18 protein-coding genes and 1 pseudogene are annotated in these 23,218 nt (G+C 41.5%); 11 read left to right on the top strand and 8 right to left on the bottom strand.

Annotated elements, in window-relative coordinates:
* Positions 1-41: 41 nt before the first annotated feature.
* The 3 genes from L4C54_RS06045 to pdhA are packed head-to-tail and all read right to left on the bottom strand — an operon-like array spanning position 42 to position 3,302.
* On the bottom strand, positions 42-1,199 hold the full coding sequence (locus tag L4C54_RS06045) for a dihydrolipoamide acetyltransferase family protein (protein ID WP_428807462.1): 1,158 nt from the start codon (positions 1,197-1,199) through the stop codon (positions 42-44).
* Positions 1,196-2,179 carry an alpha-ketoacid dehydrogenase subunit beta gene (locus tag L4C54_RS06040; protein WP_428807461.1) on the bottom strand — a complete coding sequence of 328 codons (984 nt, stop codon included), beginning with the start codon at positions 2,177-2,179 and terminating at the stop codon, positions 1,196-1,198. Before L4C54_RS06040 ends, L4C54_RS06045 begins: the two co-directional genes overlap by 4 nt.
* Positions 2,172-3,302 carry a pyruvate dehydrogenase (acetyl-transferring) E1 component subunit alpha gene (gene pdhA, locus L4C54_RS06035; protein WP_428807460.1) on the bottom strand — a complete coding sequence of 377 codons (1,131 nt, stop codon included), beginning with the start codon at positions 3,300-3,302 and terminating at the stop codon, positions 2,172-2,174. Before pdhA ends, L4C54_RS06040 begins: the two co-directional genes overlap by 8 nt.
* 485 nt (positions 3,303-3,787) lie before the next feature.
* Here pdhA and L4C54_RS06030 point away from each other — a divergent pair, with 485 nt between their 5' ends.
* From L4C54_RS06030 to L4C54_RS06010, 5 genes and pseudogenes are all read left to right on the top strand, one after another.
* Positions 3,788-5,671 carry an HD domain-containing phosphohydrolase gene (locus L4C54_RS06030; RefSeq protein ID WP_428807459.1) on the top strand — a complete coding sequence of 628 codons (1,884 nt, stop codon included), beginning with the start codon at positions 3,788-3,790 and terminating at the stop codon, positions 5,669-5,671.
* Positions 5,672-5,851: 180 nt separating this feature from the next.
* Positions 5,852-7,114, top strand: coding sequence for a GGDEF domain-containing protein (locus L4C54_RS06025; protein WP_428807458.1), 1,263 nt, complete (start codon positions 5,852-5,854; stop codon positions 7,112-7,114).
* 197 nt (positions 7,115-7,311) lie between these two features.
* Complete coding sequence (locus tag L4C54_RS06020; RefSeq protein ID WP_428807457.1) at positions 7,312-8,610, top strand: ADP-ribosylglycohydrolase family protein; 1,299 nt, start codon at positions 7,312-7,314, stop codon at positions 8,608-8,610.
* Between the two features lie 107 nt (positions 8,611-8,717).
* Positions 8,718-9,338: a hypothetical protein gene (locus L4C54_RS06015; protein WP_428807456.1), complete on the top strand. Its 621-nt coding sequence runs from the start codon at positions 8,718-8,720 to the stop codon at positions 9,336-9,338.
* Between the two features lie 139 nt (positions 9,339-9,477).
* A pseudogene (locus tag L4C54_RS06010) lies at positions 9,478-10,446 on the top strand (glycosyl transferase family protein); the annotation flags it as partial.
* A 119-nt stretch (positions 10,447-10,565) separates the two neighbouring features.
* On the opposite strand, the gene L4C54_RS06005 reads toward L4C54_RS06010, so the two are convergent.
* On the bottom strand, positions 10,566-11,729 hold the full coding sequence (locus L4C54_RS06005) for an acyl-CoA desaturase (RefSeq protein WP_428807455.1): 1,164 nt from the start codon (positions 11,727-11,729) through the stop codon (positions 10,566-10,568).
* Between the two features lie 168 nt (positions 11,730-11,897).
* Between L4C54_RS06005 and L4C54_RS06000 the strand changes: the two genes are divergently transcribed.
* From L4C54_RS06000 to L4C54_RS05985, 4 genes are all read left to right on the top strand, one after another.
* Entirely contained in the window at positions 11,898-12,458 is a 561-nt protein-coding gene (locus L4C54_RS06000; RefSeq protein ID WP_428800093.1) for a GNAT family N-acetyltransferase, read from the top strand.
* A 101-nt stretch (positions 12,459-12,559) separates the two neighbouring features.
* Positions 12,560-13,699 carry an efflux RND transporter periplasmic adaptor subunit gene (locus L4C54_RS05995; RefSeq protein ID WP_428800094.1) on the top strand — a complete coding sequence of 380 codons (1,140 nt, stop codon included), beginning with the start codon at positions 12,560-12,562 and terminating at the stop codon, positions 13,697-13,699.
* Between the two features lie 11 nt (positions 13,700-13,710).
* Positions 13,711-16,863, top strand: a complete 3,153-nt coding sequence (locus tag L4C54_RS05990; protein WP_428800095.1) for an efflux RND transporter permease subunit — start codon at positions 13,711-13,713, stop codon at positions 16,861-16,863.
* Positions 16,864-17,005: 142 nt separating this feature from the next.
* Positions 17,006-18,031, top strand: coding sequence for a GGDEF domain-containing protein (locus L4C54_RS05985; RefSeq protein ID WP_428807454.1), 1,026 nt, complete (start codon positions 17,006-17,008; stop codon positions 18,029-18,031).
* A 57-nt stretch (positions 18,032-18,088) separates the two neighbouring features.
* Here the strand turns inward: L4C54_RS05985 and L4C54_RS05980 are convergent, their stop codons facing one another.
* Positions 18,089-18,340 (bottom strand): YgjV family protein, encoded by a 252-nt coding sequence (locus L4C54_RS05980; RefSeq protein WP_428800097.1) that lies wholly within the window; start codon positions 18,338-18,340, stop codon positions 18,089-18,091.
* Between the two features lie 264 nt (positions 18,341-18,604).
* On the opposite strand from L4C54_RS05980, the gene L4C54_RS05975 reads away from it, so the two are divergent.
* Positions 18,605-19,297 (top strand): aspartate/glutamate racemase family protein, encoded by a 693-nt coding sequence (locus L4C54_RS05975; RefSeq protein ID WP_428807453.1) that lies wholly within the window; start codon positions 18,605-18,607, stop codon positions 19,295-19,297.
* 38 nt (positions 19,298-19,335) lie between these two features.
* On the opposite strand, the gene L4C54_RS05970 is transcribed toward L4C54_RS05975, so the two are convergent.
* The 3 genes from L4C54_RS05970 to L4C54_RS05960 all read right to left on the bottom strand — a co-directional run bounded on the left by L4C54_RS05970 (position 19,336) and on the right by L4C54_RS05960 (position 21,272).
* Complete coding sequence (locus tag L4C54_RS05970; protein WP_428800099.1) at positions 19,336-19,665, bottom strand: c-type cytochrome; 330 nt, start codon at positions 19,663-19,665, stop codon at positions 19,336-19,338.
* A gap of 77 nt (positions 19,666-19,742) precedes the next feature.
* Complete coding sequence (gene ltaE, locus L4C54_RS05965; protein WP_428800100.1) at positions 19,743-20,747, bottom strand: low-specificity L-threonine aldolase; 1,005 nt, start codon at positions 20,745-20,747, stop codon at positions 19,743-19,745.
* Between the two features lie 9 nt (positions 20,748-20,756).
* A complete protein-coding gene (locus L4C54_RS05960; protein ID WP_428800101.1) occupies positions 20,757-21,272 on the bottom strand; it encodes an NUDIX hydrolase in 516 nt (171 codons plus the stop codon).
* 267 nt (positions 21,273-21,539) lie between these two features.
* On the opposite strand from L4C54_RS05960, the gene L4C54_RS05955 reads away from it, so the two are divergent.
* Positions 21,540-23,213 carry an ATPase RavA domain-containing protein gene (locus L4C54_RS05955; RefSeq protein WP_428800102.1) on the top strand — a complete coding sequence of 558 codons (1,674 nt, stop codon included), beginning with the start codon at positions 21,540-21,542 and terminating at the stop codon, positions 23,211-23,213.
* Positions 23,214-23,218: the final 5 nt, after the last annotated feature.

Here is a 23,218-nt window from a genome sequence, read left to right as displayed (position 1 = left end):
CATATAACGCCTCATGTTTTTTGATATGAAGCAGTTTACTTCTATGCTGTTGGCTTTTGAATATGCTCAACGAGTGCTTTTATGAATCTAGCAGCTTCGCCCCCAGTACAGGCTCTATGGTCAAAGGTCATTGAGATAGGTAAGGCTTTGACGCCCACAGGCTTGTCATTTTTCATTATGACTTTTTCAATAATTCGACCCGCGCCAACAATAGCGACTTGCGGAGGAGAAACGACTGGTGTTGCATAGATACCCGCAATGGCTCCAAAATTCGATAGAGTGATGGTAGCGTGCTGTAGCTGCTCTCTTCCAATTTTACGCTCTCGAATTCCTTGTACGGTCGTATCAAGCCATTGACGAATCCCTTTGGGGTTGTAGTCATCAGCATGCAGAAGCACGGGCACATACAGTCCATGTACGCTATCAACGGCTATACCGACATTAACTGTACTATGAACGCAGCGCGTCATTGTTTCCGCGTCGAACCAAGCGTTAAGAGCGGGCTCTTGTTGACAGGCATGGATCACGGCTTGAATTAAACGAATGGATATATCTTCTTTAGGAAGCCAGTTACCTAGCAAAGCTTCTTCGGTAATTGTCACATCAGCCACATTATGGTGTGACTCGGTCATAGTGTTGACCATGGTGCGCCTAGCACCTTTTAACACTTCTGTACCCGGAAGCTGTTTATCACATTCGTTGTAAATATCTGCATCGACAATCATGCCGTTGCCACCACTGCCGTGAACGCGAGTAAGGTCAACCCCAAGGCGTTGAGCAAGTAACCGTGCAGATGGCATTGCGGTAATTGCTTTTTCTGAAGGCGTGTTATGGTCACCACCAATCCAAAAGTCGTCGACATCAACTTGGTGGTTTTGGTGGGAGACATTACCCACAACGGTTGCGGCATCCTGCTTGGATTTAGAGGCTTCTTTTTTGGATTTAGCATTACTCGTAGTAGCCCCAACTTCTTCAATTTCGACTAAAAGGCTGCCGATATTGATCACATCACCTTCGTTCCCGTGACGACTGGTAATTTTTCCACTATAAGGCGCGGGTACTTCAACCACAGCTTTGGCGGTTTCTACGGTTAGGATAACTTGGTCTAACTCTACGGTATCTCCAACGTTTACGTGCCATTCAATGATTTCTGATTCGGCTAACCCTTCACCAAGGTCTGGTAGTGTAAATGACTTCATTTCCAACCCTCCACTAACTCTTTACTTGCAAGTACGATGTCTTCTTCTTTGATAAGGAAATAATCTTCATTTCGATAATAGGGCATGATGGTGTCTAGCCCTGTGACTCTTTTGGGTGGTGCTTTAAGCAAACACATGGCGTGCTCTGCTGTTCTCGCAATGATCTCAGCACCGACACCACACGTTTTACTCGCTTCGTGAACAACGAGTAATCGCCCTGTTTTTTCCAATGAACGAAAGATAGTCGCCATATCGATCGGTTTAATACTGGCAAGGTCGATAACCTCTACTTCAATACCCTGAAGAGATAATGTTTTGGCCGCTTGAAGTGTTTCAACCACACATGCGCCCCATGTCACTACTGTAAGGTCGCGCCCTTTGCGTAGCGTGAAACAAGTATCAAGCGGTAGAGCCTTTCCGTCATCTTTAACATCGGAGCGAACGGTACGATAAATACGTTTAGGTTCGAAAAACATAACGGGATCATTGCTACGGATAGAGGCAAGAAGCAATCCATAAGCTCGTTGTGGCGAAGATGGGATGACGACCCTAAAGCCAGGTATATGTGCAAATAGTGCCTCAACACTTTCTGAATGGTGCTCTGGTGCGTGTATGCCTCCACCAAATGGGGCTCTAAATACAGCGGGGCAGGTTAGCCTTCCTCTGGTTCGATTTCTCATGCGCGCTGCATGGCACATTAAGTGCTCCATGGCGGGAAATACAAAACCTTGAAACTGAAATTCCGCAACAGGCCTTAGCCCTTGCGATGCCATGCCAACGGTGACACCCGCTATAAGTGCTTCTGCTAAAGGAGAATCGATGACGCGTTTAAGGCCAAATTTCTCTTTTAAGCCAACTGTGGCGCGAAATACACCCCCATTATCACCGACATCTTCACCAAGAACGACGACATGATCATCTTGAGCCATTTCATGGTGAAGAGCGAGGTTGACCGCTTCAAGTAAGGTCATATCAGCCATGATTACCTCCTTGCATTCGCAATGCTTTATTAATTAATTCATCTCGCTGTTGATGGAGGTCGGGGGTTACTGACTCATAGAGATAATCAAATGCGCTTTCTGGCGCTTGTGTGGAGAGATTTAGATAGTTCTTGACCACTTGCTCTATAGTTTCTTTGCAATTACGTAGTAGTTTCTCTTCTTCTACGTCGCTCCATAGACCTTGATTTATTAGATGTTTATTTAGCCGAATAATGGGCTCAAACTCCCATGCTTGATGGAGTTCATCTTCACTTCTATAGCGGCTAGCATCATCTGCGGTTGTATGGTCACTTAAACGATAACTAATCGCTTCGATTAGCGTTGGTCCTTTGCCTTTTCGTGCGGAATCTAAAGCATGAGTGATGGCGTCAAAGACAGCGATGATGTCATTTCCATCCACAGTTATCCCTGCAATACCAGCACCTTTTGCTTTTTCAGAAAGAAACTCTGCAGCACATTGAAGGCGTCGAGGAACTGAGATGGCCCACTGATTATTGTTAACGACGAAAACCAAAGGGAGATTCCACGCTCCTGCACAATTAATGGACTCTAAAAAGTCGCCTTTCGAAGTGGCCCCATCACCACATGTCACTAGTGCGGCATTATGATTACCTTCAATTTTGAGTGCTGATGCAACGCCGACTGCATGTGTGCATTGGGTGGCAATAGGAACGCAAAAAGGTAAATCTCGGCATTGTGGTGAGGATGACGTTGATTCTAGCTCAGAAGGTGTAGATGATTCTTTGATTGGATAAAAGTCGCTCCCCCGTTCATCCCCACCCCAATATTGAAGATTTTTTTCCATTGGGATTCCACGGGCCCACATGGCGGGTAAGTCACGATAGTAAGGAATAAACACATCATCAGGTTTCAGTGCTCGACCAATGGCAATGCCGATAGCCTCAGCGCCAAGGTGAGAGGGATATGTGCCCAGCTTTCCCGTTCTTTGTAGTGCAACAGCTTTATTATCATAGGTACGGGTCAGTACCATGTCGCAGTAGAACTTTTTAAGCAGGTCTTGTTCTGCCCAGTCTGGAAGGGTGGTTACGAGTTGACCATGGTGGTCGATGAATCGATGCATGGGTAACGATTGAACGTTCATCTCAAGCTCCTTATGAGTGCACAGCGAGACTTTTTTTCCCTAAAACCTTCTACAGTACGTGTGGCAAAATGCTGTCCTGAATAACGCCTTTAGACTGCTCCATTTCGCTGAAAACATTAGTGGTTATAGTGATAAATCTCGATATGACCAGATAGCTTAAGTGTAACCAAGTTGTTAAATCTTGCATGTGTTTATCAGCTAGTCGAGAGTAAACTTAGGCTTACACATTGAGAAATGCAGATGAAAATAGGGGGTTTTCATGATCAAATTGTTAACAAATGAAAAGATCCTCTAAGAAATGAGGAAAATTCGCATGATTATTACACAGTAGGAAAGCTAGGGATCGGTCTATTACGATTTGATCTAGGTCAGGCGAGGGTGATAAACCACAAATTTGAAATATATTTGTAGGGGAATACTCCATCGCACGCATATACTAAAGGTGGCATATTAAATTATAAATAAGTAGTTGCTAGGAAGGCTTTATGGGAAAAACTGCAAGTGAATTAAATGCTATCGATAAACGTGCAATGCGTAAAAGGTTTTTAACGCTGGTATCTGTTTTGTTTTTGGTAAACCTCGCTATTTTGATTGCGATAAACACACTGTTTTTTAAACTGGACCGAGAAAAAAATCAATCAGATATAGATACAGCAATTAAGTTAGCAAGTCGTTTTATTCAACATGACTTTGAAGCTAACTTAGCAAATATAAATTTCCTTTCGGACAGTCAACCGATACGTAATTACATGGTTTATGGTATTGAACCCACTCGTAACGAAATTGAAAACCTATTTATTAATCTAGCTATCCACTCCACTCAGTATGCTCAAATACGCCTACTTGATAATAATGGTCAGGAGCTTGTTAGGGTTGATTATCGAGATGGCCACGCATTCTCAACGCCACATTTTGAACTGCAAGACAAAGCAAGTCGTTATTACGTGAAAGAGAGTTTGGCTCTAGACAAAGGGCGCATTTATATTTCTCAACTTGACCTGAATATGGAGCAAGATCGCATAGAGGAACCCTACATGCCAATGATGCGATATGGCACCGCTTTGTATGATTCTCATGGTCGACTTCAAGGCACAATAATTCTTAATTATTTTGGTGATCTTGTTTTGAACACCTTTAAGGAGCAGATGAAATCGATTTCAAGTGATGCGATGTTGATAAATCAACAAGGTTACTGGCTGTCAAATAACGATAAGTCACTTGAGTGGGGTTTTATGTTGGGGAATAACCACTCCTTGAAGAACCAAAATCCGCCCTTATGGGATGAGATGTCGGAACTGAAAGAAGGATCATTTATTGATATTGGCAAGCGTTATAGTTGGATAGAAGTTCCTAACAAAGAAACTGAACAAATCAGTATGGAAGACTCCTGGAAAATAGTCGTTGTTGAAAGTACTGAAATGTTTACCTTGGCAAAAATGTTCTCGCACCTTAACTTTTTATACCCTGCACTTTGTATATATATCATTGGGTTGCTACTGGTTTGGCTGATGGTTAAAAATGAGGTATTAAAGAAAAAAGCCCAACGTGATTTGATTGAACTTAATCATTCTTTACAGCAGAAAGTCGCAGATCGTACTAAAGAGCTAATGGTGACTAAAGATGTCACTATTATGAGTATGGCAACGCTTGCTGAAACTCGTGATAACGAAACTGGTCAGCATTTAAGGCGAACTCAAAATTATGTACGAGCCTTGGGTAATGCCTTGAAAGTTCATCCAAATTATAAAGATCAACTTAATGATGATTTAATAACGTTGATGTATAAATCGGCTCCGCTGCACGATATTGGCAAGATCGCAATTCCCGATAGAATTTTATTGAAACCGGGTAAGCTAACGCCTCAAGAATTTCACATCATGAAAGAGCATGCGACTTTAGGAGCCAATGCAATTTCGTCATCTATACAAGCGTTGCAAGATGAACTACAGCAGGCACAAGCAAATTCATTTTTAAATGTTGCGCGTGATATTGCTCATTACCACCATGAGCGTTGGGATGGTAGTGGGTATCCCCTTGGTCTCAAAGGTGAACATATCCCTCTGCCAGCAAGAATTATGGCAATCGCTGATGTATTCGATGCATTGTCTTGTAAACGTGTCTACAAAGCGTCATTTAGTAAGGAGAAAACGATGTCAATCATGCGTGAAGGGAGAGGGAATCACTTTGACCCTACCATTTACGATGTGTTTATCAGTATTCTCGATGAATTTTGGGATATACGAGATCGTTATCTAGATATGCCTCAACAAAATGATGAATCAGTCATAAATAAAGGAAGTCGTGAATTTAAATTAGATGAAGCCGAAGTTGCTGGAAAAACGGAGAATGAGGTCAGTTATTCGATATAAAGTGGCACGTCAGTTTCATGGCTTTCATAACTCACTCCAGTAATTTTGAACTTAAATCTCTCTGATTTATAACGAAAATGTATAATCTACCGATGTAGTATCTCACTCTTGATCTAGGGCTTACTTCAGCCCATTAAGTGGGGGAATAAGCCAATGTATAATCGGCATTAATGGTAGTAAATGATGAAACAGGCACAAACCCACATATTGGTGTTAATTCTTCTCTCGATAACCCTAATTTTTGTGCAGTTCTCATCCCACCGTACGATTTCAATACTCGATTATTCAGGTATTACATTTAATGATGGCTCACTTCATAGTGGCTTTTCAACATCGAATATTCTCAAGAATGACGAACAGAAGTTGCTTTTTGAGTGCCAGTTAGTGCAAGTATATCAATGGCCATTTTGTGAATACCAATTTAATACCAATGAAGAAGATATTGGGTTGAACCTTACTAATATGGCGACATTGAAGATAAAAATGAGCGTTCTTTTTAACGGTAGGCCAACCGTCGACACGCCCGTTCGTATCTATTTAAAACACTATGAGCCTAATATTGTCGAATTAGCTGGTTTAAAAAGTAACCAAATTGAGTTTGACGTTAGTGAGCATCCAAATGGAATTGAGATTCCTTTAACATCATTACAGGTCGCAGATTGGTGGCGTCGTGAGAATAATATTGGAGTTGAGCATGGTTATGCCGATATTAGTAATATTCACTACATAAGTATCGCAAGCGCATCGGAAGCACCTGTAGGTCATTATCTATTTAACATCGAGTCGATGGAAATAACTGGGAAATGGTTGTCTGATGGTGTGTTCTATCGAGTTCTTTTAGGTATCTGGCTCCTATCCGCGTCTCTTTATGTCATTAGCGGTTTTACTCGCACTCACGTGCATAACCGTGCCCTAATAAATGAGAATGAACAACTTCGAGAGTCCAATAGGGAATATATAGTAAAAGCAAGTTACGACAGCTTAACGGGAGCGTTAAATCGAGGAGGTAGTGAGGTGATGATCGATGATCTTTTGGCATCATGCAACCGCATTGTTATCCTCTATTTTGACCTTGACCACTTTAAGTCAATTAATGATAAATACGGACACCAATGTGGTGATTCGGTATTACAAGACTTTAGCCGCCAAGTTCATCACATTAAAGAGGAAGGTCAGCATTTTATTCGCTGGGGGGGAGAGGAGTTTCTATTGATCTGTGAAAATATCCGAGCAAAAGAAGGACGTCAGATTGCTATAGATATCCAACACAAAATGGCGACACATAAGTGGCCTTATAATGAAAAAATAACATGTTCGATGGGGATAGCCGAACTTGATAAAGCAGAGTCATTCAATCAAGCGATAGAAAGAGCGGATAGAGCACTATATAGCGCAAAAAGACTGGGTAGAAATAGGGTTGAACTGGCTAAAGAAATGAATTGATCAAAGGAATATCGGTAGGTACTTCTGAGCAAATACTACTGTCGATTAAGTCAATATGTCTATGGAATAAAGGATATTCCAACAAAAGTTTTAATTTAATTAGAATGAGTAAACATTAGGTGAGAATGACTATCATCACCAATTCTAATTTGCATTGCGCGAAAGATGAATATTAGCTTTTGTTTGGGGACACCATATTGACAAGTTTTAACTGTAGAAGTGACGCTAAGTACGTTTCGAGTGCAAAAGGCGCCATATTTGGGTTAGCACTCGGAGAAGCACTTAAAACCAAACCAGATCTATCTAAAGTGAATCGACCAATAGAGAAAAACACGGATACATTTTTTAAAGACAGCTCTGGGAGGTACCTTGACTTAGTTTTAGCGGTTAATTTATCAGATAGCCTTCTTGCTCACGGTGAGGTTAATGTTCAAGATCAGATCAATCGATACAGCCAATGGCGACGAGACAAATGCGCAGCATCGACACTGGAGCATTTTAAAATTGGTGAGAATTTAAACCGAGCAATTGAGCGAAACGAGCATTTTGAGCGTAGTAACCAACTCGAATATCACGCTGTTTCTGATTATCAAACCATTCCCGACTATGACGCATGCCTAGCTCGAATCGCGCCCATAAGTGTTTTTTTTGCTCCTGCGAAAGGAATGTCATTAGAAGCCGTACTTAATAAAATAAAGGCATCGTGTGAAGTGACTCATGACACACAAAGTGCTGCCATCGCCAGTCAAATTCTAGGAGGACTCATACATGAATGTCTAGGCTCCTCAACGTTGACTAAACAAGAGCTTATGAATACGTTACAGAAAGTAGAATTCGAACAGGTATGTATGCGTGGTTGTGAAGAAGTGCGAAGTATTATTACTGGAAGCTTTATATCGAAAGATAGACATGAGCTCACCAATGCGACTGTTGTTGGATCGCTAGAGTCTGCGCTTTGGTGTTTTTATCATAGTTCTAGTTTTGAGCAGGGAGCGTTGTGGTCAGCCAATGTTGGCAGTAATTATTGCAGTACGTCTACGGTTTATGGTCAGTTGGCTGGGAGTTTTTATGGTTTTGATAACCTACCTAAAGAGTGGTTAGAAATGCTTGCTTGGCAAGATAGTATTGACCGAATTTCTTACCTACTACTTGAGACACCGGTAGCGTCAAGGTTAACGCGCTTTGCAGCTAAATGTGATGCGCTGATATCAAATAATTGCACAGAATTGGTCGCCGAGTTGTATCACGATTTTCATCAGGAAAACCTTGTATTAAAACATGAGAACTTAAGTGACATTGACTACATGCTTGAAGGGGATAGCGCAAAGCAAGTTTCTGGGATATCGAACTTCAATTATACGCAGTTGGTACAGTACTTAACGGTCACCGTACGAAATGATCAGTGTTGTAATGGCCTTTTAAATAGTGTGAATGGCTCGGGTATTATTAAGGAATGGTGCCAGCATCTTATGAAGTTTGTGACGCCTTTAAGATAAGTATGGATGTTCATGTATTTGCGTGGTCAATAATTGTTAGCTAGATCTAATTGACTGCTTTATCGATATGCTATCTTTAAGGAAAATAAACACATAGGGATGGTGTAATGGATTTTGATTGGGTGGAGTGGTTTGGTTATTTAGCCTCACTAGTGGTGCTGGTGTCTCTGACGATGACATCGATTGTTAAACTTAGAGTAATTAATTTCATCGGTTGTCTGTTGTTTGCTGCCTTTGCGTATTTTATCGACTCGTACCCCACAATGTTAATGAACCTTGGGATAGCGTGCATTAACGTTTATTACCTCTATCAATTGGCTGGTTCAAAAGATAAGTTCAAGCTGGTTTCTGCAACGATTGATTCTGAGTATTTTGACCATTTTGTTGCTACTAATATCAAAGATATTGAGCGTCAAACTACGGCTAGTCATCTTCGAACTGAAAACTCTGCATTTTATATGCTAAGAAATAATGCCATCGCTGGGCTTTTAGTTGGAACAAAGCATGAGGATGGCAGCTTTGTGGTTTCTCTCGACTACGTAACCCCGGAGTATAGAGACTTAAAGTTAGCTCAATATTTTTATCAAATGAATCCTGAATTAATAAAAAGCCGTGGGATTAACCTATTAAAAGCGAAGGCTACGACGCCTGAACATCGAGAATATTTAGTTCAAGTTGGGTTTGAAAAATCAAACGAGAGTGAAGACGACTATCAAAAGACGTTATAACTAACGAACTGAATATTAGTTGAGGTACCACCGGCTATACGGGCAATATTTGGGCACTTAAATCTTTAAAAGACAGTGTGATTGAAAATATGATATTAAAACGTCACACTGTGCTGATATCGGTATTCATTAAGCATTTAAAGAAAGGGATTCAATGAGCAGTATACTGGAATGTATTCGCACAGTAGGACGAGGAGAGCGGGGGAGGAAACCTCTTACGTTAGAACAAGCTTATCAGGTGATGGACGAGTATCTAGATGAAAAGATAGATGATGACCAAATGGCTATGCTGCTGATGTTGATCCGTGTTCAAAATGAAACAAAGCAAGAGATCGCTGGCTTTGTTAAAGCCTTCAAATCACGGGTTCCAAATCTTGGTGCGGATATTGATTGGCCGTGCTACGCAGGTAAGCGAAAAACAGCTGGTAAACCTTGGCATATTCTTGCAGCAAAAATTCTAGCGGATAACGGCTATAAAGTACTGGTACACGGTTACACAGATAAAGTGACCGATAGAGAGCACGCCCAAGATTACATTGAGCCTTTAGGCATATCACGAGCAACTGATGCAGATCATGCACAGGCTTTGCTTCAATCAGACTCTATTTGCTATTTACCTCTGCAAAACTTCGCCCCCAAAGTTGAGGAAATGCTCGACTGGCGTAAACGTTATGGATTGAGAACGCCAATTAACACCGTGGTTCGAGCGTTGAATCCTGGCGGTGGTAAAATTGGAATTCGAGGAAGTTTTCACCCAGGTTTTCCGCAGTTACACGCAGACATTGAACATGAGGTTGATGAGCCCAATCATTGTGTTATCTCATTTAAAGGGCAATCCGGTGAATCTGAATACAACCCTAAAGTGAGTCAGGATGTTTGGCTAAGTACGCCAGAAGGTGTTCAATCGCATTACTGGGAGGCTGATTTATTAGATACTCTTACTCAGCCTAAAGTTTGTATCTTCGATACACCAGAGCAATACAAAGAGATGATGGCGAACACAGTTGTGACAACGATTTCTGCTGTATTGTTTGCGGAACACCCTGATCGTACTCAGGCACTACAAAAAGCCATTCAATACTGGCAGGCGTATTGTGAAGTCAATTAACGATATTTCGTAATCGAAAATTAATTTAATCGTGAATGTAAAATAGCCCAGTTACTTTTAAGAGTAACCGGGCTATTATAATTTTGTGTGTATGTAACTGTTATATTAAGTATGGCGATTTAAAGTGTACTGGCCTTTTTAGTGACGCTCAAAATCATCCCATTCCAAGCTTCAGTCTGTTGCGCTAGGTTCTTCTTGATGTCTTTATAACGAAGCGTTAATACCGAATATTCGTACTTCTTCACCATGTCATCTTTCTTAGTTTCTAGCAGCTGCTTTTTCAATTCATAGTAGTCGTTCATACTGGCGGTAAGCTGTTCGAACTCATGTTGAAGCTTGCTGTTAATAGCTTGTCTGTTTGGCCATGTCTCGATTGCTTTTTGCGCGTTGAGTAAAGACATCGCTGCTTTAGCTTTTTCTATCTTTAACTGTGGTGCTTTACGCAATTTCCCTGCGAGCCCAACCAAAGAGCATGCTTTTATTAGCCATTTCGTTGGGTCGTAGTGCCACCACTCAATACCATTTCGATAGTCATTTTCAAAGATATGATGGTAGTTATGATACCCCTCGCCGAACGTGAAGAATGCTAATGTCGCGCTATCTCTCGCTGTATTTTTGTCGGTGTAGGGTTGCGTACCCCAAATATGGGCCAACGAATTAATAAAGAACGTTGTGTGGTGATTGAGTACAAGTCGAACTGCACCAACCATTAAAAACATACCAACGACATCACCATAAATAACCCCCAATAATATAGGGAAGCCAACGTTCATTAATAGCGCAAGCGCGCCGTAGTATTTGTGCTGCCACATGACAATTTTGTCTTTTTGTAAGTCGCGGCAATTATTGTAATCGTAGTATTTATCACCGTGGTAATCTCTGATCATCCAGCCGATATGAGAAAACCAAAACCCTCTTTTGGCTGAGTAGGGATCTTTATCGTTATTATCAACATGCTTATGGTGAACTCGATGATCAGAACTCCAGTGTAGGATACTGTTTTGCAGAGCAAACGCACCACCGATAGCGAAGATAAATCGAAGCGACCAATGCGCTTGATAGGCTTTGTGCGACCATAAGCGATGATAGCCGGCTGTGACAGACAGGCTACAAAAGCTAAAGCAGATCAACAGCCAGACAAAATGTTCGGTGCCTAATCCATAATTATACGCGTACCAAGGTGTTGCGACCACGGCTAAGAGAAGGCTTGATACAAAGATAAAAATATTCAGCCAAATCAGTGGTGGCCTTTCTTTGCTTGGACTCGCGGAGGGCAGAGACATAGTGATAAATTCCTTTGGGCTAACAACTGTACGCTAGAATATCAGCGCACACCTGTAAGTCAAACCAATCATTGTAAAAATTGTGAACAGAATGTTTGGCTTTTTAATGGGGAAATGAATAGTATGAACAAAGCTAATATCCTTACAGGAAGTAATAAGGAACTAAAAATGGATTTAAAAATAGCGGAATATAGCGACTACGAGCGCATCGCAACACTACACGCCCAAAGCTGGCGTCGTTTCTACCACGGAATTCTAGGTGAAGATTACCTTCAGCATGATGTTCTCGATGAACGTTTAGCCATTTGGCAAGCTCGTTTGATTAACCCTCCGTTCAACCAACATGTTCTATTATTGGAAGAAGGTGGTTTACTGTGTGGTTTTGTCTGTGCTTTCGGAAATCATGACTTCGAAAAAGGGACAATGATTGACTCTCTTCATGTTGATGAAAACTATCGTCATCGTGGGTTAGGGCTAAAATTGTTAAATGAAGTTTCTAAGTGGTGCGAACAACACTTTGGTGAAAGTGCTATTTATCTTGAGGTAATGAGAGATAATCAACAGGCGATCGATTTTTATGAATCATTAGAAGGATTGAAAATTGACGAACGCCTTTGGAATGCCCCGTGCGGTCACAAAGTTCCAGAGCAAGTGTACAGTTGGTCATCTGCAAAACAGCTGAAACAATGCACAAGTAAATTATCTAAGGGAAGCGTTGTTACAGAATGACATATTTGAGTCGCTTCTCCTGACATTACTCGGACATAGTCGTCATTCCTGATGGTTATGTTCGTCATAACTAAATTTCATTGGTAATGGCGAATAAAATTATGAACAAAAAGCTCGTGTTAACCACGCTGTTAACATCCTCTATTCTTGCCGGGTGTAATAAAGACACATCCAACAATTCACAAGCGCCTCTTCCTTTAGTTATTACGCAAACGACTGAAACGATTGAACACAGAGGAAGTATCACTTTCATCGGGCGAGCTGAAGCTGTTGATGATACGAATATTACCGCCCAGGTGACGGGTTATTTGCAATCAAGACACTTTGAAGAAGGGCAAATGGTAGAAGAAGGTGACCTTCTATTCACTATTGAACCCTCTCAATTTGAAGCTAAGCTAGCAACCTCGAAAGCAGAATTTGCACGTGCTAATTCATCCCTAAAGAAAGCCGTGTTAGATCATGAGCGCGGTAAACGTTTATTACCAAAAGGCAGTATTTCAAAAGCTGACTTTGATGCACTGACAGCAAATTTACACGGCGCTGAAGCCATGGTAGAAGCAGCTAAAGCCCAAATAAGGCTTGCTGAAGTTAATCTTTCCTATACACAAATTAGTGCTCCTTTCTCAGGAAGAATTAGCGATAGTAAAGTAAGCCGAGGGGACCTGATTTCCCCATCGTCGGGCGTGCTAACAACCTTGGTGAGTCTAGACCCAATTCATGCATCGTTTAATGTGAGTGAAAGAGATCGTCTTGGTATCGCACTTGAGACGGCAAAAGGTAATGTTAGCGCTAATGATAAACAAATTGATGTATCAGTTACTTTAGAAAATGGCGTTCGTTATGAACATACGGGAGGACTCGATTTCCTTGGTAACCGTATTAATGTAAACACAGGCACAATAGATATGCGTGCCATCGTTCCCAACCCTGAACATAAATTGCTTCCCGGTCAGCATCTACGTGTAGAGCTTTATGCAGAAAACACCGTTCCAGTCATAGCGATTCCTAGAAAGGCTGTTCAGTCTGATTTGGAAGGGGATTTTGTGATGTTAGTGACGGAAGGAAATATTATAGAACGTCGAAACATTGAACTAGGTAGCCAAACGCCTGAAGGCGTTATTGTCCCATTTGGTCTTAGTGCGAATGAAAAGATTGTCGTGCAGGGCTTACAGCGTGTTCGTAATGGTATGCCTGTACAAGTTCAAGACCAACAAACAGATTCAATGACTCCCGCTGAATAGGAAACCTTATTATGTTAAGTCGGTTTTTCATCCAGCGTCCTAAGTTTGCGTTGGTTATCTCCATTATATTGTCACTCGCAGGTGCGATGGCGTTAATGGTACTACCCGTTGCGGAATATCCAAAAATTAGTCCTCCTTCAGTGAGTGTCACTGCGTATTATACCGGTGCAAGTGCTGAAGTTGTTGAGCAAGCCATTGCCGATCCAATAGAGACCTCAGTCAATGGCGTAGAAAACATGTTGTACATGTCTTCTAAGAGCGCGAATGATGGTTCTTACAGCTTAAACGTGACGTTTGAAGTAGGCACAGACCCTGACATGGCGCAAGTCAATGTCCAAAACCGTGTGTCACAAATTGAAGCGAAACTGCCTCAACAAGTTCGTATGACTGGCGTAACAGTTAAGAAGCGTTCACCAGATATTCTAATGGTTCTTAACTTCTACTCTCCAGACGGTCGATACGATGATCAGTTTTTGATTAACTACATTAATTTAAATGTAAAAGATCAACTAACTCGTGTTACCGGAATCAGTGATGTTGGCGTTATTGGTGGTGGTGAATATGCCATGCGTGTTTGGGTTGACCCAGAGAAGCTGGCTAACCTAAATTTGACCACGCCAGATATTCAGTCTGCACTTGCAGAGCAGAACGTTCAGGTTGCTGCTGGGCGAGTAGGGGCTGCACCATACAGCCAATCTCAAGAAGTTCAATTCAACCTTGTTACGAAGGGCCGTCTTGAAACTGTTGAGGAGTTTGAAAACGTTGTTCTTCGAGCAAATAATGATGGCTCAACTGTTTACCTCAAAGACGTTGCGCGTGTTGAACTAGGTAAAAAGTTCTACGACGGTACTGGTAAGTTCCGCGGACAAGATGCGTCTATCGTAACCCTGTCGCTGCAATCAGACGCTAACGCGTTAGAAAGTGGCCAAGCGGTCATGGATCTTCTTGAGAACCTAAGTGTTAACTTCCCTGAAGGATTGGAGTACGAAACCAGCTACGACACAACGTTGTTCGTTTCAGAGTCAATTAAAGGCGTGGTTAAAACGTTAGTAGAAGCGATACTGTTGGTTATTGCGGTGACTTACCTGTTCCTAGGAAGTGCGCGAGCAACACTTATTCCAGTTGTAGCTATTCCTGTATCTTTGATTGGTACATTTGCTGTTATGCAAATGACCGGCTTTACCATTAATACCGTGACTCTATTCGGTTTGATTCTAGCAATTGGTATCGTGGTTGATGATGCTATTTTGGTTATCGAAAACGTTGATACGACAATGGCGAAAGATCCTAGCGTGACGCCTCGACAAGCAACACTGATTGCTATGAAGGAAGTAACGGGGCCAATACTTACATCGACATTAGTACTTCTTGCCGTGTTTATTCCGGTAGCAATGCTGCCTGGTATAACCGGAATTATGTATCGTCAGTTTGCGCTTACGATCTGTATTTCTGTTGTTATCTCTTCTATCAATGCATTGACGCTATCTCCTGCTCTTTGTTCACTGGTACTAAAGCAAGGTGGTGGTAACACATCAAGTTGGTTTAAGGCATTTAACCGTGGGCTAGACAAGGTTACCGAAGGATACGGTAAAGTTGCAGGGTTCTTAGTAAAACGTGCGTTAATTGTTGTGGCAATTTTCTTAGTTGCGATTACGTCGTTAACTTATTTGTCTAAAACGACCTCAACGGCTTTTGTTCCCCAAGAAGATAAAGGTATTTTGTTGGTCAACGTTCAGTTACCAGACTCAGCGTCTCTTTCGAGAACAGAGGAAGTAACAGATAGTTTGATTAAAATTGTTGAAAGTGAGCCTGGGATTGATGGCGTGACCGTCGCCAATGGTTATGCCTTTATGACAGGGGCTGCGGCATCTAACGGCGCCTCTATGTTTATTAAGCTGCATGACTGGGATACGCGTAATAATTTAGATGGTGACCACTCAGCAACGGCTATCTCAAATCGAATCAATGGTGCCGCTGCAATGCAGCTACCTCATGCTTCTGTTTTTGCTATGGGCCCTCCTGCGGTTCCTGGTATGGGCGCGGCGTCAGGCTTTGAATTTGTACTCGAAGATGCATTAGGTCGAAGCCGTACTGATCTTGCAACCCTAATGGGAGAAGTGATTCAAGAAGCGAATAAGCAGCCAGAAATTGCATTTACGTTTAGCACCTTTAGAGCAAATGTACCTCACTACAGTATTGAAGTTGACAGAGAAAAGGTTCAACAACTTGGTATTCCATTAAGTTCGGTATTCCAAACGTTGCAAGGAAATCTTGGCTCAATTTACGTAAATGACTTTACGATGTTTGGTAAGAACTACCAAGTGACGATGCAAGCTGATGGTGAATACAGAAAGGGGATTGATGATCTTAGTCGTTTCCATGTTCGCTCTGCGCAAGGAGACATGATCCCACTAAGTACGTTAGTCACCGCGACCCAAGTATTTGAGCCAGATGTTGCTTGGCGTTATAACATGTACCGAAGTGCTGTAATTCAAGGTCAGCCTGCTCCTGGTTATTCTAGTGGTGATGCTATCGCTGCAATGGAACGTGTTGCGGCAGAGATGCTCCCTCAAGGCTATCAGTATGAGTGGACAGGTATGGCGTACCAAGAGAAGCTAGCGGGAAATCAAGCCATCTATGCGTTTGCTCTAGCATTGATCTTCATCTATCTGTTTATGGTGGCACAGTATGAGAGTTGGAGTATTCCTCTTGCTATCATTCTTGTAGTTCCTGTCGCTACGCTTGGATCATTTATCGCTTTAACCATTACCGGAATTCCGCTCAATCTATACGCACAAATTGGGTTGGTGTTGTTAATAGCACTTGCCGCTAAGAATGCGATATTAATTGTGGAGTTTGCAAAACAAGAAAGGGAAGATAAAGAGCTATCAATCGATGATGCATCAGTCAAAGGTGGTAAGTTACGTTTCCGAGCGGTAAATATGACGTCTTGGTCGTTTATACTGGGGATCTTCCCACTGATCTTTGCTTCAGGAGCCGGTAACGTAAGTCAAAACTCGTTGGGCGTTTCGCTCATTGGTGGCCTGTTATGTGTGTTATTGGCAGGCACATTATTAATTCCAGCATTTTACTCAATGGTCCAAAGAAAACGTGAAAAATATCATGGTGGAAGTACTAAACTAATTCCACTTGATGATGATTAATTGATTAACCTGTTACTAATGATTAGAAAGAAGCTGAATTGACGGCTTCTTTTTTTTTGTTCCTTTACTTAATTGAAATTAGGGAATGCTGTTCTATTGTTAAGGTACTTGTTTCATACGTTGCGATTTAAAGGTATCCAGAATGAACCGGTCGAAATTAAAAACAGAGATAGATGCATTCCTAAAGAGTGACGCCCATTTTTTAGAGTATTTTCAACATTATTGTTTAGATGGTATGTGGTATTGGAATCTAGAAGAACGCAATCAAGAATGGGTAAATGCTGGTTTCTGGAAGGCCCTAGGTTACGAAATAAATGAAATTTCGGAACGTGCTTTAAGGTGGCAAGATCATATCGTTCTAGAGGACAAAGAAAGATCACTGAAAGATATAAATCAGCATTGTTTAGATAGTAATCAACCATATAGCCGGATTGTTCGCTATAGACATAAAGATGGACATATTATTTGGATGAAATCTCGTGGCTTTGCTATTAGGAATGATAAAGGTCGGGCGATTAGAATGATTGGTACATGCATTAATATTACAGAGCAGAAAAAAAACGAAGAAGAGTTGTTGAATCAAAATCAGGCTCTTTCAGATATTTCGAAGAAAGATTACTTAACTGGTATCTATAATCGTTATGGCTTTGATGAGATAAAGGCAAAACAATTAGCGCTAGCTATAAGGGAGAAACGCCCAGTTTCATTAATTATGTTTGATATTGACCGATTTAAGCTTATAAATGACAGCTTAGGGCATCTTCGTGGTGATAAGGTCATTAAGGACATAGCTAGGATGTTAAGGATTCATCTTCGTGATAGTGATGTAGTAGCGCGATTTGGGGGAGAAGAGTTTATTGCTCTGTTATATGGTGCGGATAGTGAGTTAGGTTTAGAAGTTGCTCAGCGAGTGTGCAACGCTGTAAAAAAATCATACTACGGAGACTTAGAATTAACATTGAGCGCAGGAGTTAGTACATATCTACCTAACGAAATGCTGGAAAAGCCGATTTTACATGATTCGTTGTCACATGAGCTACTCACGGAAGCAGATAAAGTCCTATATTGCGCAAAAAATAATGGTCGAAATATGGTGTGCAGTTGTTACAACTGTGACAAGTCAAACTTAGATCTTACCTGCTCAAGAGTTGATACTGTGGACGGTTAGTGAAGCCAGAATAACTTGATTTATCCTGGCATTCTTTGGCTTTGTTACTGGTAGCTACTATGCAGGAGTATTTAGAGGTTGAGCTTTTTTCTCTTGCTGCATTTTGAAAAGGAAATAAACGTTCACACAAGCGATAAAGCCATTGGTAACAACCACAGGCATCGAGTCGATCATCATTCCATAAGCTGTAAATAGTCCACAGCCAACAAAGTTAAGCACGCGTAGACGAACGATATCCTTCATCGTAAGTGAAATAGCGACCATGATTGAAGCCGCATACCCTAAAATTTCTACCATATTCATTTCCATTATTTATCCTCTCAATGTTGCCGATGTTACTCGGTACCAATTCTTCTCTTCATGAGATATATGAGGAAGCTCCCTGCCTCGAATGGTGCTATGTAATTGGGCGCAAATATAGCAAAGGAAAAAGTGTGATGAAAGACTCAAAATGAAGCAACTTGAAGGTTAGCGATTACGCAAACGGTTAATTGGTTAATATCGGAATCAAAATAGTGGTGTAAAGACGTGCTATATTGAAATGTCTTAGTTGCTTGAATTAACGGAGTTAAAATGAAAACGATAGGAATGATCGGCGGAATGAGCTGGGAATCTACAGTTACTTACTATCAAGCAATGAATCAAGGTGTAAACAGCGCCCTTGGTGGTCTTCATTCGGCACAAGTAGTTCTAGTGAGTGTCGATTTTGCAGTGATAGAGAAGTTCCAAGCAAATGGCGAGTGGGATAAAGCCGCTGAACTCCTTTCCCAAGCGGCTCAATCGTTAGAAAAGGCTGGCGCTGATTTTTTCATTATTTGCACAAATACCATGCATAAAGTGGCGGAAACTGTTCAGTCACAAGTTAATATCCCTTTACTTCATATTGCCGATGCAACGGGCCAACAATTAAAGCGTAATGGAATAACTCGAGTAGGATTGCTAGGCACTGCCTTCACGATGGAACAGGACTTTTACAAAGGTTTCCTAGAGCGTAAATATGGCATTGAAGTGATTGTTCCAAACGGTGTCCAGCGACGCTTGGTCCACGACGTTATCTATCAAGAGCTATGCTTAGGGAAACTGAATAATCGTTCGAAGACAGATTTCTTAACCGTTATTGGTGACCTCTATGAATCAGGGGCTGAAGCGGTAATCTTAGGTTGTACAGAAATTGGATTATTGGTAAAACCGAATGATACTCGAGTATTGCTCTTTGATACGACCAAAATTCATGTCGAGAGTGCAGTCGCTCGAGCATTAGAGTGAGTCAGAAATCGAGCAGACCTGACCTATGAATAACGGGCTTATTCAGCTTGTGAAAAATAGCTCGCTACGTCTTTTAAATCTTGATCATTAAGTCTTTGTAATTGAGCCTGCATCATCTCAGCTAGCGGGCCAGTTCGTTCGCCATTTTGATAAGCTTTCATTGCGTTAAACAAATATAGAGAATCTTGTCCTTGAATATTAGGGTAGCTAGGGTTCGTGGAAGCTCCATTACTACCGTGGCAAAATATGCAGCTGGGCGATTTCCTTTTTCCTAACTCAGGATCACCGAAAGTATTTGCGCTGATATTTACTGAGTAACTAAACAAGATCACAGTGAGTGTTACGTAGGCTTTAATTCTAAATTTCATTCAGTTGTCTGTCAGTACATGAAGAGATAAGAATAAAGCTTCCCCTTAGGGGAAGCTCAATGTTAAAGAGGAGATATTTAGAGCAGTGAGCTGATTTTTGTTACAAGCGTCTCAATATCCTGTTCAGTCACGTCTCTGTGAGTAACAAATCGAACCGGGTTGCCCGGTGATATTAGAATACCGTCATCTGCTAACTGTTTTACGATAGCTGAAATATTGATCTCTTTGTGGAGTTTGGCAAATACAATATTTGTTTCAACGCGATCTACATTAACTTCAAAACCGTTAATTTGGTTTAAACGCTCTGCTAAAAGTTTTGCATTGGCGTGATCAGTTGCAAGCTGCTCTACCTGTTCAGTCAAGGCGAGTTTTCCAGCGGCTGCAAGAATGCCAGCTTGACGCATACCGCCACCGACCATCTTTCTCAAACGTCTTGCTTTGGCAATGTAATCTTTAGAACCAAGAAGAAGTGATCCAATTGGCGCCCCAAGCCCTTTAGACAAACAGATGGTCATAGAATCAAAATGTTGAGCGATTTCAATTACATCAATATTTAACGCAGTTGATGCGTTGTAGACGCGAGCACCATCAAGGTGAAGAGATAATCCGTGTAGGTTTACAAAATCACGCGCTTCAGCCAAATAGCTAAGAGGTAAAACCTTCCCGTTGATGGTGTTCTCTAAGCTCAATAGCTTGGTTCGAGCAAAATGACTATCATCTGGCTTAATCGCCGCTGTAAGCTTTGCGAAGTCTAGTGTGCCATCTGGGTTATTTTCAATAGGTTGAGGTTGGATAGAGCCAAGAACGGCAGCGCCACCGGCCTCATATTTGTAATTGTGTGCTTGCTGACCACAAAGATATTCATCGCCACGCTCACAATGGGCCATAAGACCAAGTAAATTTGCTTGTGTACCCGATGATGTGAATAATGCCGCTTCAAAACCGTGTCTTTTTGCAGCCCAAGTCTCAAGGTCATTCACTGTCGGGTCATCGCCGTATACATCATCGCCGACAATAGCATTGGCCATAATTTCGCGCATTTTCGCGGTTGGTCTAGTAACGGTATCTGATCTGAAATCCATAAAAATATCCTATAAATAGCCGCAAAGCGAAGCTTTACTCAAGCAAGCAATTGTTTTGGCATCGGTGATTGTATCGTTAGTAATTAGCTCTTTGACCTTTTCGACAGGCATGATGACGACCTCAATAAACTCATCTTCATCACAATCATAACGCTGTGTCTTACTCAGGTTCTTCGCAACATAAAGGTGCTGTATCTCATCACAAAATCCAGCCAGAGGTGTCACTTGACCAAGGGGGATCCACTCTTCTGCACTGTAACCTGTCTCTTCTTCCAATTCACGTAATGCGCACTGTAAAGGCTGTTCATTTGGTTCAATGGTTCCTGCTGGAAGTTCAAGCAACCATTTCTTCAATGAAGGACGAAACTGGTTGATTAAAATCAGGTCTCCCTCTGCCGTAACTGGAAGAATTACTGCTGCGCCAGGATGAGCAATAGTGGTATGTGAAATTGTATTTCCGTTAGGTAGGCGAATATCCTCTTCAATAAGAGAGATTTGCTTCCATGTATGAATGAGCTTACGCATGCAAATCAGTGACTTCTACAATCAAATAAAGGATGGATAACCATAGCGATATTCTTGTTTCAAAGATAGCTGAAATAATGATTAATTGACGGATTAATAATCATCTTCGTGAATCACATTTGTGCAAACATAGATTGCAATGATAAACAGGAAATGTATTCTGCTATAACTAAGCGATCTTAATGTAAATAGACTTGTAACAAAGTAATAACAAATGTATAAACATATACATACACAGGAATATAATCCCTTTCTAGGAGCCGAGAAATGATTAGCCCAACCCCCGCATCTCACTCACAAAAAGCACTGCTCTCAGAGAGAATTAATAAGCTTGCGCATGCTCTTTCTGACGGGGTTTACGAAAGAGAAGACACAATCAAATTGTGTTTATTAGCGGCACTTTCTGGAGAAAGTGTTTTTCTACTAGGCCCCCCTGGCATTGCAAAAAGTTTAATTGCGAAACGACTGATTCAAGCATTCGATAACTCTAGCTATTTTGAGTATCTGATGACTCGCTTCTCAACACCGGAAGAGGTGTTTGGTCCTTTAAGTATAAAAGAGCTGAAAGACAACGGACGATATGTTCGTTTAACTGAAGGCTACCTTCCTACATCTCAAGTTGTCTTTTTAGATGAAATCTGGAAAGCAGGCCCAGCGATTTTAAATACGCTACTTACAGTCGTGAATGAAAAAACATTTAAAAATGGTAGTGATATTGAACGCGTTCCAATGCGTCTTCTTATTTCAGCATCAAATGAACTTCCTGATGAAGATAGCGGCTTGGAAGCGCTCTACGACAGAATGCTTGTACGTGTGTTCATAAACCGCATTCAAAATAAACAAAACTTCAAATCTATGCTGACGGTGGGTACGCTGCAAGAAGCTAAGATCCCAGAAGGGTTGGCGATTACCGATGAGGAATACCATCAGTGGCAACTAGAGCTTGATAAGCTTGAACTCTCTGATTCTGTATTTGAAAAGCTATTCCAACTTAAGTCAATGCTAGAAGGCAAAGATGAGTTTGGAGAAGTCAAAGCTGACGCGGCATGCTCAAATTCAGACAGCTATGTGTCTGACCGTCGATGGAAAAAAGCGGTTCGATTGCTTAAAGCGAGCGCATTTTTTAATGGTCGTAGTTCTATTAATCCTTTGGATCTTCTATTACTGCAAGATTGTTTGTGGAATAGCCCAGAATCACGAGACAAAGTTCGTAGTGTCATTCGCGAGTTCGCTTTACAGCACGCTTTTGATCAACAAGATGTAGAACACCAGATATCAATGTGTAAAGAAGAACTTGAGGATATTCAAGCACACCTTGAATCTCAGTATAGTGTCGTTCTTTCTCAGGACACCACGACAGGTTTTGTAAAAAAACAAGTGCAACATTACGATATCTCAGATGCGAAAAGTTACCAAGTTGGTACAACGAAAGGTTTGATAAAGCTTGTTCTGCTGCAATCAAATATGTCCGTATCCGAGTCAGATAAAGGCGATAGCCGCTGGGTTTACCTCACTAAAAATGATTTGGCTAAGGTCATCAAAGAAGGTGGCGGTGAAGTTTATGGGTACGTTAATAAAAATGCGAACATCTGCCGATTGACGTTCGATGTTGACGCAGAAAACCATCTTGTCATTAAAGACATTGCTAATCGTGGCGTGCTAGTCGCAGTAGCGGATAGAGAAGGGCTTGATGACGCCTTGTATCAAGAGTGGAGCGCAAAAGCCGATCAAGCGATGGCTCAACTTCAGTCTGCAGATTATCAGCTACGTAAAGTCCGTTCTGATTTCCATGGTGCGCTACCTCATAGCTTTATTGATAGTGAACTTCCAAGAAAAATGGAAGTTGGACTACAAGAGTTATTAACTAAGCTCGAGACGACAAAAGTTGAATGTGAAAAAACGGTCTTTCGTGTGAAACATCTCAATGAGTTTTTTGCATAGGAGCA

This window comes from Vibrio lamellibrachiae (assembly GCF_050337265.1).
Taxonomy (GTDB): Bacteria; Pseudomonadota; Gammaproteobacteria; order Enterobacterales; family Vibrionaceae; genus Vibrio; species Vibrio kyushuensis.
Note: the sequence above shows the minus strand (reverse complement) of the source record. Positions and strands in the feature narration are given on the sequence as shown.

Coding starts and splice junctions, on each gene's coding strand:
- ltaE (WP_428800100.1), bottom strand. CDS start 20,747: ATGGATTTCAGATCAGATACCGTTACTAGACCAACCGCGAAAATGCGC.
- L4C54_RS05970 (WP_428800099.1), bottom strand. CDS start 19,665: ATGAAATTTAGAATTAAAGCCTACGTAACACTCACTGTGATCTTGTTT.
- L4C54_RS05980 (WP_428800097.1), bottom strand. CDS start 18,340: ATGGAAATGAATATGGTAGAAATTTTAGGGTATGCGGCTTCAATCATG.
- L4C54_RS06030 (WP_428807459.1), top strand. CDS start 3,788: ATGGGAAAAACTGCAAGTGAATTAAATGCTATCGATAAACGTGCAATG.
- L4C54_RS05995 (WP_428800094.1), top strand. CDS start 12,560: ATGAACAAAAAGCTCGTGTTAACCACGCTGTTAACATCCTCTATTCTT.
- L4C54_RS05975 (WP_428807453.1), top strand. CDS start 18,605: ATGAAAACGATAGGAATGATCGGCGGAATGAGCTGGGAATCTACAGTT.
- L4C54_RS05990 (WP_428800095.1), top strand. CDS start 13,711: ATGTTAAGTCGGTTTTTCATCCAGCGTCCTAAGTTTGCGTTGGTTATC.
- L4C54_RS06000 (WP_428800093.1), top strand. CDS start 11,898: ATGGATTTAAAAATAGCGGAATATAGCGACTACGAGCGCATCGCAACA.
- L4C54_RS06005 (WP_428807455.1), bottom strand. CDS start 11,729: ATGTCTCTGCCCTCCGCGAGTCCAAGCAAAGAAAGGCCACCACTGATT.
- L4C54_RS06045 (WP_428807462.1), bottom strand. CDS start 1,199: ATGAAGTCATTTACACTACCAGACCTTGGTGAAGGGTTAGCCGAATCA.
- L4C54_RS06040 (WP_428807461.1), bottom strand. CDS start 2,179: ATGGCTGATATGACCTTACTTGAAGCGGTCAACCTCGCTCTTCACCAT.
- L4C54_RS05955 (WP_428800102.1), top strand. CDS start 21,540: ATGATTAGCCCAACCCCCGCATCTCACTCACAAAAAGCACTGCTCTCA.
- L4C54_RS06015 (WP_428807456.1), top strand. CDS start 8,718: ATGGATTTTGATTGGGTGGAGTGGTTTGGTTATTTAGCCTCACTAGTG.
- L4C54_RS05985 (WP_428807454.1), top strand. CDS start 17,006: ATGAACCGGTCGAAATTAAAAACAGAGATAGATGCATTCCTAAAGAGT.
- pdhA (WP_428807460.1), bottom strand. CDS start 3,302: ATGAACGTTCAATCGTTACCCATGCATCGATTCATCGACCACCATGGT.
- L4C54_RS06025 (WP_428807458.1), top strand. CDS start 5,852: ATGATGAAACAGGCACAAACCCACATATTGGTGTTAATTCTTCTCTCG.
- L4C54_RS05960 (WP_428800101.1), bottom strand. CDS start 21,272: ATGCGTAAGCTCATTCATACATGGAAGCAAATCTCTCTTATTGAAGAG.